Below are 12,608 nucleotides of genomic sequence, written 5' to 3'. Positions count from 1 at the left end.
AAAATCTAGGGTTTAGCGAACTGCAGTTCCGCTATTAACTGCGTATGCCGTGAAAACTCCTGCTTAGCGGAATATAGTTCCGCTACCGAACAATCATGTGCAACAAAAAAAAGCTTCTCCAGCCGGAGAAGCGAACCGTCAAAACATTTTGTAGCCGCGCACCCGCAGCAGATGAATCGTCTTGCCGCTCAGCACCGCGCCCGCCAAACCGCAGACGAACAAGAAATATTCGCCGAACTTCAATTCGGCCAAATGCGCGAGCAAGGAACCCGAATTCCACGCCCAATAAATGAGCATGCCGATCACGGCCGCGATATACAAATAAATAGGAAAATGGGTCGTTTTCAGCAGCATGTTGAAAATGAAGCCGATTCCGAACATGAGCACGAACACGAGCACCATCAAGATAACGAGCTGGATGATGTCTATCATGAGCAGTACCTCCCGCAACTTTCCCGAATTCAACGTCAATTGTAGTGGAATCCGGCCGCGAAGTAAAGAGCTGCGGCGCAATAGTCAGGAAACCGTCACTTGTAGGTACAAAAACGGAACGTCGCGGCCCATGGCGGAATACGATTGGAATATAGGCTTCTGGAAAGGAATGAATATCCGATGCTGAACAAACCGTATACGCTGCCCCTGCAAATTCAAACGATTCACCGGATCGGACGGAAGCTCGATCTGTACGTCCCGCGCATCGTGAACGCCCCGAACGCGGAGGCGCAAGCGAAAATGAACAACGCGATAGCCGCTGAAGTGCAATCGATGCTTAAACAGCTGGGGTACGTCCCCAATTCGAAGACGACGGAAATCAACGGCTTCTACGAAATCAAGACGAACGAACGGGGCCTGCTCAGCATCGCGCTGAACATTTACGGCTACACGGAACACGCCGCCCACGGATTGACGCTGATCAAGTCGCTTACCTTCGACATCTCGACGGGAATATCGTACTCGCTCGGCGAGCTGTTCTCGCCGGGCAGCGATTACGTCGAGCGCATTTCCGGCATCGTCAAGGCGCAGATCGCGGAGCGCGGCATCGAGACGCTGCAGCCGTTCACCTCCATCCGTCCCGACCAAGATTATTACGTCGCGGACAAAGCGATCGTCGTCTATTTTCAGCTGTACGAAATTACGCCCTATTACTTCGGGTTTCCGATGTTCCCGATATCCGTCTATTCGCTGCAAAGCATCATCCCGGATAACAGTCCGATCCAGCCGATGACGATCAATAACTAGCCTTGTTCCCCTTGCCTTGCGGCGGGGGATTTTTCACTTCGAGCGAGTTTGCCCTTTTGGTACCGATTCGCTACAATTACTTGTGGAACCGACTATCAGAGCGGACATAAGAGAGGAGTGACACCCATGAGCGAAGCAGTACAAACGCTGGAGGGCTGGTACGCGCTGCACGATTTCCGCGCGATCGACTGGAATGCATGGAAGCGGGCATCCGCCGAAGAGCGCGCCAAGGCGGAGGACGAGCTGTATACGTTGCTTGCGCAATGGAACGAGATCGAGCAGCAGAAGCAAGGAAGCACCGCATTTTATTCCGTCGTCGGACAGAAGGCCGACCTCGTCTTCATGCATTTGAGAGAAACGCTGGACGAGCTGAACGAGCTCGAGAACGCGTTCAACAAAACGACTTTCGCCCAGTACACGATTCCCGTCTATTCGTACGTATCGGTCGTGGAGCTGAGCAGCTATATGGCGAAGCCGGGCGTCGATCCGATGCAGGACCCGGAAATTATGGCGCGGCTCAAGCCGATTTTGCCGAAATCGAACCATATCTGCTTCTATCCGATGAACAAACGCCGTTCCGGAGACGACAACTGGTACATGCTGAGCATGGAGGAACGCCGCGGGTTTATGCGGAGCCACGGGATGATCGGACGCAGCTATGCGGGCCGCGTCAAGCAGATTATTACGGGCTCCGTCGGCCTCGACGACTGGGAATGGGGCGTGACGCTGTTCGCGGACGATCCGCTCACGTTCAAGAAGCTCGTCTACGAGATGCGCTTCGATGAAGCGAGCGCCCGGTTCGGAGAGTTCGGCGCTTTCTATGTGGGCAATCTGCTCGATACGGATAAGTGCCACCGCATGCTGGGCGTGTAAGCTCCCCGGCCGGCAGCCGAATCGGGTAGGAAGGGAGGGACCGGCTGGCCCCCAGTCCTCTCGGACCACCTGGCATACGGCTTGGCACCAGGAGCCAGCCTTGAAGCCCTCGGGATTGCCAATAGGCGATCCCGAGGGCTTTTTGGCTTTCCTTCCGAGCGCCTCAGCCTCCATACGGGCAGTCGATCAACAATTACCTTTCATTACAGGATTAGGTTCATGTATGATTTGGGGGATAGATAGCAACTTTTTAGGGGTTATTCCGACATGACCAGAGAGGAGTTCGGGGTTGTTATGAAGATCAAACGCAAGATTGAGTCCTTTCGGGGACAAAGGTATTTCAGGCTCGATTTTCCCGTTTACGTGAACAGGGTAAGAGAAACGTTCGACTTGAAGGAGCACTCCCACGATTTCGTGGAGATTGCGTATGTTGCCGAAGGCAAGGGGTTCCATTATATCGGCGATCAGATCGTCCCCGTACGCAAAGGCGATCTGTTCTACATACCGGTCGGCACCTCGCACGTATTCCGGCCGGCGGATGGGGCGGCGAGACAACCGCTGATCGTATCTAACTGCATCTTCGGCTTGGAACTGTTCGACCGGATCATTCAAAGCCATTCGCTGCTGCTTCCGTCGGAACAAGCGGACGCTCTGATCGCAATCCGGAACCGTTCCGTATGGCTTCGGGCGGAAGAGCATTCGACCGAAGCGAGAAACTTGATGCAGCAGCTGTACCAGGAATATGTATTGAGGCGGGAAGGCCGCAGAATGATGATTGTCACTTTCATCACCCAGCTCCTCTTTACGCTGGCCCGTTCCATTTACGGCAGCCGTCCGGAACCGGTCTCCGACTCCGCCTCCAGAATAGAAGCCGCGATCCGCTGCATTCAGCAAAATATCAACGCCCCTTTGTCTCTCGCGGACATTTCCTCAAAGATCAACATCGGAACACGGCAGTTTCATCGCTTGATCAAAAAAGCGACCGGTCAAACGTACACCGACTACGTTCACTCTTTACAAATCGAACGATGCTGTGAGCTGCTCCGTACGACAGACCAAAAAGTGTACGAAATCGCCGAAACGACGGGTTTTAAGGACTTAAAGCACTTCCACGCCATATTCAAACGGAAGACCGGGCTTTCGCCGAGGGAATACCGCAACCAAAGCCGCGTTTGATAGGCTCGGCAGCGCCAATGGCACATTACCATTCAATGAACGCCGAGGTCGATCAGGCCATCTCCAGACGGGTCGGAACAGGCGGAAAGGTGCACCTCTATGACGATCGGACATGCCGCCGAAGAGTCGGGCCTTTTTTCGCATGTTAGTACTTCTTCCTGCCGCGAGCCGTACAAAGTCGGTTTATGCCATAATAAAGTCGAATATCCCCCCTATTGCGGAACACTCTTTATACTACAATGAGGGAGAACCCGGTCATCGGGTTGGCAGCAGCGCCCGTTGGGGAAGCGATTTCCCGCGTGCCGGCTGGAAACGTTCGCCGAGATCGGAGTACGCTTTTCACATTCCCATGGAAGAACATCGTTCTCTATTACGTAACCCGAGCTTCGGGCAATACTTCGGCGTGAATGTTTATCCGGACGCAGCAGCAGAAATCGTTACACCCGCTCCTTTCGGGAAAGAACTGCCGATCGTCGCGGAAATCGGTTCAATGGATGCAATCATCGAGAGAAGGAGGTGGATACCTGGAAGCGTGGCGTATATGGAGCGACACAAACGATTCGTCCCGGAGGCAATACCGCGATAGAATGCATCAAAGAACTGAAAGCGCTTGCAAGACCAAGCGACAATCCGGCTTCGGTCATTGTTCCGAGGAATGCTCTATTAAGAAGCGGAATGTTACAAGGAGGGTATCACAGTGAAAAAACGCATAGTATCTGCATTGGCTATAGTACTGCCTTTATTACTTGTAGCCGGTTGCGGGGGCAGTAGACAGCCTGCCGCGGAGAATGCACCAGCAGCAGAGAATCCGCCGAAACCCGTTACGTTAAAGGTTTTTGTCGTGCCCAACGTCGGTGAAGAATATTACAACAACCTGATTGCCGCGCATATCAAGAAAAAATTTCCGCATATTACGCTGGAATGGATCCCATACGGCCAGAAGCTGCCCGAGCTTCTGGCTTCCGGCAACGCGCCGGACCTTATTTTCGACGGGCTGACCAACCTGATCCCTACCCTCGAGCTCGATATCCCATTAAGTCTGGACGAACTGGCCGAGCGGAACAAATTCGACTTCTCCAAAATCCAGCCGGAAATGATCAAGGAAATCCGGTCATACTCCAAGACAGGGGAACTCGTCGCCTGGCCGCAAGCAAAGCACATATTTGCATTGCACTACAACAAGGACATTTTCGATCAATTCGGAGTTCCATATCCGAAAGAAGGCAGTACTTGGGAAGAAGTGATGGAGCTGGCGGCCAAATTGTCCCGAACGCACGAGGGGATCGAATATCGCGGTCTAAGTCCGGGCGTTGGCCACAACCGGCTGTCGACTCAACTGTCCGCTCCTTATGTAGATCCGAAGACGGAGAAGTCCGTGATCGGCACGCACGAATCTTGGAGGAAGTTGTTCCAAACTTATAAAGACGTATTCGGCATACCGGGCAATTACCCGAAAGGCGCTGCGTACAATGACGCAGCGAGAGCGTTTATGACGGATAAGAAATTGGCGATGTATCCCCATCTGCTGATGCTCCCGGACCCTAAGCTAGGCGTCAATATGGGACTTACTACGTTCCCTTTCTTTAAAGATAAGCCTTGGATCGGCCCGTCCGGATTTATGGAAGTCATGGTTATTTCCAAAACGACCAAAAATCCGGACGCGGCGTTCCAGGTCGTAGCCTATCTGACATCGGACGAAGTGCAAACCAGCAATGCGAGATTGGGGATGAATCCCGTCGTAACGAACACCCAGGCGCAAATGAGCTTGTTCGCCGACCTGCCGGCGGCGAAAGGAATCGACTTTACTCCGTTTTTCAAGATGAAGCCGGCGGAATCGTATAGCAAGACGATCTACGATGCGGCAGGCAGCAAAGCGGCCATCAAATATTTGCAGGAATTTATTAACGGAAAGCTCGACCTGAACACCGCGTTGTCCCGAGCGGACGAAGAAACGAACAAAGCCATTGAGGAGCAAAATAAAAAGTGAACGGAAATGTTCGGGCGCGATCGATTCGCGGATGATTCGACATCCGGCTACGGCGCAAAAGTAAAGCCCGGTCCGAAGCGGACCGGGCTTATTTGCGTGTATAATCGATCAGAACGGATGGCAGACCGGAATTTCCAGCTTCCGCTTCTCCATTTCTTTGCGCAAAATCAATATGAATTCCTCATCGAGCTTCCACTGCACCGACCGGATGTAGCATTCGACCAAATGTTCGTCCTTCAGCGCCCTCATTGTACACCCTCCCGGATGGCTGCCAGCGGCTCCATCTCCAATTCCCGTACGGCCGTATCCGTGATCGTCTTGAACGTTCTCGCTTTTTGCAATATTTCACGGGACATGTCCCGCAGAAACACATCGGATTCTCCCTGATCGGTCAGCAAATAGAGGCGGTGCTTGTTGTTGTGCAACACGGTTTGAATCGCCAATTCAAAGAAACGGTCGTCTCCCTGATTTACCTTCATCATCACTCGTCCCCTCCCAGGCTGTCATCGTGCAGCATGATCGTTGTCACGACTTCCATATTTATACACCTTATGTTATCGAAGATTAGGTCCCGCGTCAGCGCAAACTTGTTGCATTCGAATGCAAATCATTTTGCATTCCAATGCAAAACGATTTGATGCCCTCCACGATTCCTTTTAATCCCTTATTTTTCGACATAATCCGCTCAATGCGCACCGCCGGCAAGTATACAATGTCCTAACTTGTAGATTCAATGAGTAAATGGGAATCATCTGGTAACAAATCCCTATTTCCCAAAATTTTCAGGGAATATGTCCAAAAAGTCGAAATAGCCGTCCTTACGTCCAAAAAAACGGTATAATGGTCGTATAAGCTTGATTAGACGATAAAGGATCGGGATCATACATGGCAAAAGCGGATCAATTGCTGGCCGTACTGTGGCTGCTCAGATCGAGAAGCCGCATGACCGCGGAGCAGCTCGCCGAACAATTGGAAACGAGCGTAAGAACGATATATCGCTACATCGACGCCCTCTGCATGAGCGGCGTACCGGTAGAAGCCGAATCGGGACATGGCGGCGGATACCGTCTGCCGGCCACGTTCCGGGAAGCGCCTCTTTTTTTCAGCATCGACGAATTGAAAGCGATGGTCCACGCGGGCCGGTTCGCGGAGCAAGCCGGGTATCCGTATACCGAGCCGCTGCGCCAAGCAACCGGGAAAATGCAGAGCCGACTCAGCGAGGAACAGATGGAGCAGCTGCAGCGGCATACGGCCGGCTTCGAGGTGATACAGCCCTCCTCCCATCGGGTGGCGGAGAGCATTCTTCAAGATATCGAGCGCGCGGTGGCTAACGGAAATACGTTAACGATTCAATACGAGAAGTGGAAAGGGTCGGAGCCGGAGGAACGCAAGGTTGACCCATACGGGCTCGTCAACCGGTTGTACAAATGGTACTTGATCGCCCATTGCCATCTCCGCGACGACATGCGCGTATTCCGCGCGGACCGTATAGCGGGAGCTTCGCTTACCGAGGATACTTTCGTGAGGCCGGAGTCATTCTCGCTCCGGGAATTTATGGAGCACCGCTTCGAATTTTGGCAGGACAACGCCGAGAAGCCGGACCAAACCGTGAAGCTGCAAGGCGAGCCTCATTCGATCGCCAGCCTGTGCGACAATTGGTATATGCGGGATCGCGTCGTATCCCACTCCCAGACGGAGGTAACGCTGCTGCTGGACAAGACGAGCCTCGAAGGGTTCGTTCCCCGCTACGTGCTGTCGTTCGGCAAGACGCTCCAGGTTGTCGAACCTATCGAATTGCGTCGGCGCGTTGCGGAGATGGCTCGCGAGCTGGCGGAGTTTCATGGGGATGAGGTGGAGGAATAGAATGGGTAACTCAAGGATCGGCCGGTCATCTCGGATCTATTGAATAACTGCCGATAATGGATAGTCTTCACGTATAATCAAAAAAAATAAGAGATCGTGTATTTTGCAGTACACAGTCTCTTATTCTTCATATTAGATTTTTGAATGAGGATTCAGTACCATGTTCCCGTAACTGTAGCGTCGCCGCTTCTATTAAAAGCACTTTCCAAACCTTTTTTCTCAGATTCAGCTAGCTTGAGAGACGAGTTAACGCTTACATTTTTTTCTTTCTTCGTCATTCTAACTGCTTTCTCTAAATCTGTAGACCAATTAATCGATTTCACTCAAAAAAACCTCCCTTGGATAGATTTAACTTCTACTACTGATTATAAGAGACTTATTGGAGAGTGTGAAGAGATGAATAAAAAAATTTTCTTTGTTATAACTATAGTTTTGGTTATAGGTGTACAGATCTGGTTTGGATATCTAAGATTCCGCTATCCATATTTAGGTATAAACGTAACATTAAATGAACAGAAAAACTGGACAGTCGTATCTATCGATAGAGGGGGGACACCAGCTGTTCTTAATATTCAAGTAGGAGATGTTATAAATAAAATAAACGAAAGAAGCCCAAGCGAACATAAATCGGTAACAAAATGGAATAACCTCGAACAAGCAGATTCAATAGAAGTACTTCGAGAAAATAATACAATTTACATTCGAACGGATAAATTAAAAAATTCCATAAGCCATGATGTCCTTCCTTTGATAGCGGAAATTATTTGTTTTTTTACTGCCCTTGTACTTTATCTTAAAGTTCGTAATTCCCGGTCGGCGATATTCCTCTCTCTCGTATTTCTAAATATCGGAATTACCTTCATGTGTCTAGGTGCTTCTGTAAGAGGAGACATTATCGGTAAAATAATGATGATCAACTCTCTATCGTTCATTCCGGTTATTTTCCTCCATTTTTTAATCGTTTTTTTCAAGGAAAAGAGCAATTTGCAGTTGAATTCGAAGTATTTGCCGTATATCTATTATTTTATGATATTTAAAATGGTAATTTCGATATATTTACATATAGAATTTGATATTAACTTTCTTTTATACCGGATAGTATCTGGAAGTACACTGCTTACATTTCTTATTGGCATTATTTTCGACTTCGGTATACTCGCATATTTATATTTTCGTCATAGAAAAGAACCATCCTATTTAATCACAATCATTCGAGTAGTATTCTTTTCTCTGTTTATTTCTTTTTCGCCGATCATATTACTTTCTTTTCTACCTGATCTTATAAACGGTCAAGTATTAGTATCTTCCCATTATACCGCTTGGTTTGTCATTTTTTTCCCGCTTGCCTTTGCTTACTTGATAATGTCTCAAAAAATTTATGATATTGATATGGTAATTAGACGGATATCAGTAACGGTTATTATGACAATTGTCCCAAGTGCTTGTATAACCGCCTTAACTATTATTTTCTTTTACGAAGATATCTCCATTAAAAAATTATTTGCTTTTTTTATAGCAACCTTAACGGTGCTCACCCTTATACTCTACTCAATCGAACACATGTACACCCGCCTTGAACGCTTCATGTTCCCGCGCAAACACGTTCTTCAAGCCGCCTTGAAAAAAATATCCAAGGACCTCACGTCCACCTCCAGCTTCCGCGATCTGAAGGACCTGATTCTTCTCGACATCGTCAACACGCTACAAGTGTACGGAGGAGCGATCGTTTTCAAATACAGGGACAGCACGGAAATTATAAGCGAAGGCGAAATCGACCAAACCGAGATCGAGCGGTTGATCGTTCAGGATCATCCCGAGGAGCATCCGGAGCTGATGTGCTTCGAGATTAACCGGCATGAGGAATATACGAGCTACCTGATTATGACGCGCAAAAAGTCGAATACCCGGCTCGGGCTGGAGGAAGTGCAATGGCTGAACTTGATCATCTCGTACCTGGCGGTCAGTCTCGAGAACGTCTACTTGATCCGCAAGCTGACGGACAAGCTGAACCGTCTCGCTTCCCAGCTGCCCGACGAGCAGGAGGCGCAGGATTTTAATTGGTTCCGCAAGCTGAGCTTCGAGCTGCAGGAGCGTGAGCGTATTCGTATCGCCACGGACCTGCACGACACGACGATGCAGGATTTGTTTTTCCTGAAGCGCAAGCTGGCCGCAATCGGGGATAAATACGTACTTCCCGCGGAAGCGAAGGACAATATTCACAGCTTGATCGAATACGTGGAAATCATCAACGTCAACTTGCGGCAAAGCTGCTTCGACCTGCACCCGTATTTGTTGCAGGAGATCGGACTCGTGAGAACGATCGAGAAAATTATCGAGCGGGAATCGTACTCTTGTCCGTTCCAGATCCGCTTCGACGCGGCAGGCGCGAATGCGATCGAACGGAAAGATTTGGAAGTCAAGCGTCATTTATTCCGAATCGTGCAGGAATTGTTAAACAACGCGAAGAAACATTCGGAAGCGACTCTTGTGAGCATCCGACTGACGGCGAGCAACGGAAAATTTGTGCTGCACTACCGGGACGACGGCGTCGGCTTCGATCCGGACCGGCTCGCCGCCCCGGACGTCGGTACTTCCGGAGTCGGCATGGAGCAGCTGCGCAGTCGCATCTTGCATTTGCAAGGCCATCTGGAGCTTGATGCCGGTCGCGGTACCGGTGTCGATCTCCGTATCTCTTTTCCTACGAAAGAAGGGTTGACCGCATGAAACGTACCGTCAGAACGATCGTAGTGGACGACCACCCCGTGGTAGCCAGAGCCACGAAACATATTTTGGAGCAAGTCGAAGGCGTTAGCGTCGTCGGCATCGCGGCGAACGGCCAAGCGGCTCTCGAGCTGATCGAGGAGCATCAGCCCGATCTGCTTTTCCTCGACTATCATTTGCCGGACCAGTACGGCAGCCAGGTTGCCGAACGGGCGAAGCGGCGATCGCCGAATTCGCATATCGTCATTTTCACCGGAATCGATGTCGCCGACATGTACAACCAGCTGATCGAAATCGGCGTGAGCGGCATCATCTCCAAAGAATCGGGCGAAACGACAATTCAAAATCTGGTCCGCTGCATTCTGGACAACCATACGATGATTCCGATCCCGATCTACCGGCAGATGAGAATAACGAACCGGCAAAAACCCTCCGAAACCGAATACGTAGACTTGTCTCCCGACGAAATTCAAATTTTGACCCTGCTCGTCAAGGGAGCGACGCATGAGCAGATCGCCGATCATATCCATGTCAGCAAACGGTCGGTCGATAATTATTTAAAAAAAATATACGACAAGTTCGACGTTACGAGCCGCATCCAAGCGATCGAGAAGTTCGTGCGAAGCCCGATGTACACTGATCTACAGGAGGAGATCTGACCGATGCAGACCGCTCTTATGCACGAAATGGAACAGATTATCGACCGGCTCGTGCCTATCCCGGAATTCAATGCGTTGCTTCGTACTTTCGTACGGGACAAGGCCGGGGAAACCTCCCGATGGGGCGAGACGACAAGACACGTCCACTATATGTTCGGGGGCGCTTCCCCGCATATCGACCGGATTGCCGCGCTAACCGAGCTGATCGTGCTTGCGCTTGATATCGCCGACGATTTGCAGGACCAGGACAACGCCGAAAAGAGCTGGATGCGTTGCCCGCCGGAGCTGTCGTTGAACGCGGTAATGGGGCTGCTAATGGGTACGGTCGGCGAATTGGGCCGGCTGCAATCGGAGCACCCGGGGGACACGTTTCCCGAGCCGGGAGAAGTCGGGCTAATCGTCATGAATGCGGTTAACGGCCAATACCGCGACTTGACCAACGATATCGCATCCGAGCAGGATTATATATCGGTCGTCCAGCAGAAATCGTGCATGCTGCTGAAGCTCGCTTATTATATGGGCTACGGTTCGGTTGCGCCGCTCCCTCCCGTCGCCGAACAGATGGAGCTGCTGGCCGGTTACTTGGGCGTCGTCTCCCAGCTGTCCAACGATCTCCGGGATGTGCTGCGGTACGACATCAAAAACGATTTGCTGCACAAAAAGCGGACGCTCCCCGTCTTGTTCCTGCTCGCCGACGAAGAAGATTCATTCCCTGTCATCCGCCAATATTACGACGGCGCAATTGATCGGGACGAGTTTCTGAAGCATAAGCTGGCAAGCGTCGACTATATCCGTGAATCCGGATGCGTGGAATATACCGAAGTGATCAAGACGCTTTTTCTGCAAAAAGCGGAGGAAACGATGGATGCGATCCCCGCGGCCGATCCGGAGTGGAAGGAACGGTTCCGGGAGCTGGTCATCGGGCCCAAGCAGCCGGAAGCCGAGCCTTCCGAAGCCACTTCCTGAGCATGGAGGCGACCCTGCCATGACAACGAGCGATCCGTTTCAAGCCGTATTCGAACAGCTCAAGCTTGTGCTAAAGCCGTATGAGCCGTTCATGGACGTCAAATCCGACAGCGGCATCGACTATTATCTCGACACGCGGACCGTCAATCCGAAAAACAAGCTCCCAATCTTTTTCGGAGCGGTCGCGATCAAGAAAAACTATGTGAGCTATCATCTAATGCCCGTCTACATTTACCCGGAGCTGCTCGACTCCGTGTCCGCCCCATTGAAGAAACGGATGCAGGGGAAATCGTGCTTCAACTTCAAAAGCATCGACGATACGCTGCTCAAGGAGCTGCGGGAGCTGACAGAGCGGGGGTTCGAACGGTACCGCAAGAACGGATTGCTCGGACCGTAACGGAAGGAGTGTGCGAAATGAAGCAGGAGCCGGTATTGAAAGTTACCGCCTACCTAACAGCCGTTCGCGAAGGCGAACAGGCGCTGCTCGTCTTCGAAGAGGAGGACTTCGAGCACCTCGGACTGCAGGTGCCGGGCGGTACGGTTATGGCAGGCGAGTCGTTGGAGGATGCGCTGCTTCGGGAGATCCGGGAGGAAGCGGGGATCGAGCAGGCTGTCATCAGGGCGTATTTGGGCGAACATTCTTACGTTTCCGAGAAGCTGGGGTGCGAACTGACCCGGCACTATTACTGGCTGGAGGCGACAGAGCTTGTGCCGGGTAGGTTCACGCATGTGGTGACAAGCGACGACGAGGACAACGGTTGGATTTACCATTATCGTTGGATACCGTTTGCCGATTCGCCGCCGGTGCTGTACGGTCAGTTGGGCCAGTATTTGGTCAAGCTGCGGGAGCTTCATATCTCGGCCTCAAGCTAAATGGATAACCTGCATCTAAAATCACTTCAATCCAGGAATAGCGATGCGCTAACAGGAAAACATCCATCTAATTTCGCGATAATCGGGACAATGGAGTGCAATTGCCAAAATTAACTGCATGTTTGAGACTGTCGATTAAATCGCCAAATTCACTCGGAGAAAACGATTCAAAAAGGTCGGTTTACCTTTAAAAAACATATTTTTCTTTCATTTCCTCCATTTTACTCTGTATTTTGGTATCATATAGATAT

14 protein-coding genes are annotated in these 12,608 nt (G+C 50.8%); 10 read left to right on the top strand and 4 right to left on the bottom strand.

Translation table 11 applies throughout. The features are described from left to right. Positions 1-138: 138 nt before the first annotated feature. A complete protein-coding gene (locus FE783_RS27570; protein ID WP_138882601.1) occupies positions 139-432 on the bottom strand; it encodes a YuiB family protein in 294 nt (97 codons plus the stop codon). A gap of 180 nt (positions 433-612) precedes the next feature. Between FE783_RS27570 and FE783_RS27565 the strand changes: the two genes are divergently transcribed. From FE783_RS27565 to FE783_RS27550, 4 genes are all read left to right on the top strand, one after another. Further along, the gene (locus FE783_RS27565; RefSeq protein WP_138882600.1) at positions 613-1,239 is read left to right on the top strand and encodes a DUF3298 and DUF4163 domain-containing protein; all 627 of its coding nucleotides are present in this window, start codon (positions 613-615) and stop codon (positions 1,237-1,239) included. Between the two features lie 126 nt (positions 1,240-1,365). Then, a complete protein-coding gene (gene hemQ / locus FE783_RS27560; RefSeq protein ID WP_138882599.1) occupies positions 1,366-2,112 on the top strand; it encodes a hydrogen peroxide-dependent heme synthase in 747 nt (248 codons plus the stop codon). A gap of 294 nt (positions 2,113-2,406) precedes the next feature. Further along, a complete protein-coding gene (locus tag FE783_RS27555; RefSeq protein WP_158302057.1) occupies positions 2,407-3,288 on the top strand; it encodes a helix-turn-helix domain-containing protein in 882 nt (293 codons plus the stop codon). Positions 3,289-3,985: 697 nt separating this feature from the next. Next, positions 3,986-5,275 carry an ABC transporter substrate-binding protein gene (locus FE783_RS27550; RefSeq protein ID WP_158302056.1) on the top strand — a complete coding sequence of 430 codons (1,290 nt, stop codon included), beginning with the start codon at positions 3,986-3,988 and terminating at the stop codon, positions 5,273-5,275. Between the two features lie 108 nt (positions 5,276-5,383). On the opposite strand, the gene sda is transcribed toward FE783_RS27550, so the two are convergent. Beyond that, complete coding sequence (gene sda / locus FE783_RS27545; RefSeq protein WP_138882596.1) at positions 5,384-5,524, bottom strand: sporulation histidine kinase inhibitor Sda; 141 nt, start codon at positions 5,522-5,524, stop codon at positions 5,384-5,386. Next, positions 5,521-5,757: a hypothetical protein gene (locus FE783_RS27540; protein WP_138882595.1), complete on the bottom strand. Its 237-nt coding sequence runs from the start codon at positions 5,755-5,757 to the stop codon at positions 5,521-5,523. The genes sda and FE783_RS27540 overlap by 4 nt, the downstream gene beginning before the upstream one ends. A gap of 403 nt (positions 5,758-6,160) precedes the next feature. Between FE783_RS27540 and FE783_RS27535 the strand changes: the two genes are divergently transcribed. After that, positions 6,161-7,138 carry a helix-turn-helix transcriptional regulator gene (locus FE783_RS27535; protein WP_138882594.1) on the top strand — a complete coding sequence of 326 codons (978 nt, stop codon included), beginning with the start codon at positions 6,161-6,163 and terminating at the stop codon, positions 7,136-7,138. Between the two features lie 152 nt (positions 7,139-7,290). Here the strand turns inward: FE783_RS27535 and FE783_RS37720 are convergent, their stop codons facing one another. After that, complete coding sequence (locus FE783_RS37720) at positions 7,291-7,461, bottom strand: hypothetical protein (RefSeq protein WP_158302055.1); 171 nt, start codon at positions 7,459-7,461, stop codon at positions 7,291-7,293. Between the two features lie 1,261 nt (positions 7,462-8,722). Here FE783_RS37720 and FE783_RS37715 point away from each other — a divergent pair. Genes FE783_RS37715 through FE783_RS27510 form a run of 5 tightly spaced genes read left to right on the top strand, consistent with a single transcriptional unit; the run spans position 8,723 to position 12,357 of the window. After that, on the top strand, positions 8,723-9,862 hold the full coding sequence (locus FE783_RS37715; protein ID WP_158302054.1) for a sensor histidine kinase: 1,140 nt from the start codon (positions 8,723-8,725) through the stop codon (positions 9,860-9,862). After that, positions 9,859-10,518 (top strand): response regulator transcription factor, encoded by a 660-nt coding sequence (locus FE783_RS27525; protein WP_138882592.1) that lies wholly within the window; start codon positions 9,859-9,861, stop codon positions 10,516-10,518. Before FE783_RS37715 ends, FE783_RS27525 begins: the two co-directional genes overlap by 4 nt. Positions 10,519-10,521: 3 nt before the next feature. Continuing rightward, entirely contained in the window at positions 10,522-11,484 is a 963-nt protein-coding gene (locus FE783_RS27520; protein WP_138882591.1) for a polyprenyl synthetase family protein, read from the top strand. A 19-nt stretch (positions 11,485-11,503) separates the two neighbouring features. Then, positions 11,504-11,881 carry a hypothetical protein gene (locus FE783_RS27515; RefSeq protein ID WP_138882590.1) on the top strand — a complete coding sequence of 126 codons (378 nt, stop codon included), beginning with the start codon at positions 11,504-11,506 and terminating at the stop codon, positions 11,879-11,881. A gap of 17 nt (positions 11,882-11,898) precedes the next feature. After that, positions 11,899-12,357 carry an NUDIX hydrolase gene (locus FE783_RS27510; protein ID WP_138882589.1) on the top strand — a complete coding sequence of 153 codons (459 nt, stop codon included), beginning with the start codon at positions 11,899-11,901 and terminating at the stop codon, positions 12,355-12,357. Positions 12,358-12,608 lie beyond the last annotated feature (251 nt).

The sequence above is a fragment of the Paenibacillus mesophilus genome (assembly GCF_005938385.1).
In the GTDB taxonomy this organism is placed as follows: Bacteria; Bacillota; Bacilli; order Paenibacillales; family NBRC-103111; genus Paenibacillus_AB; species Paenibacillus_AB mesophilus.
The sequence above is the reverse complement of the archived record's forward strand: the minus strand, read 5'-3'. Positions and strand labels throughout refer to the sequence as shown.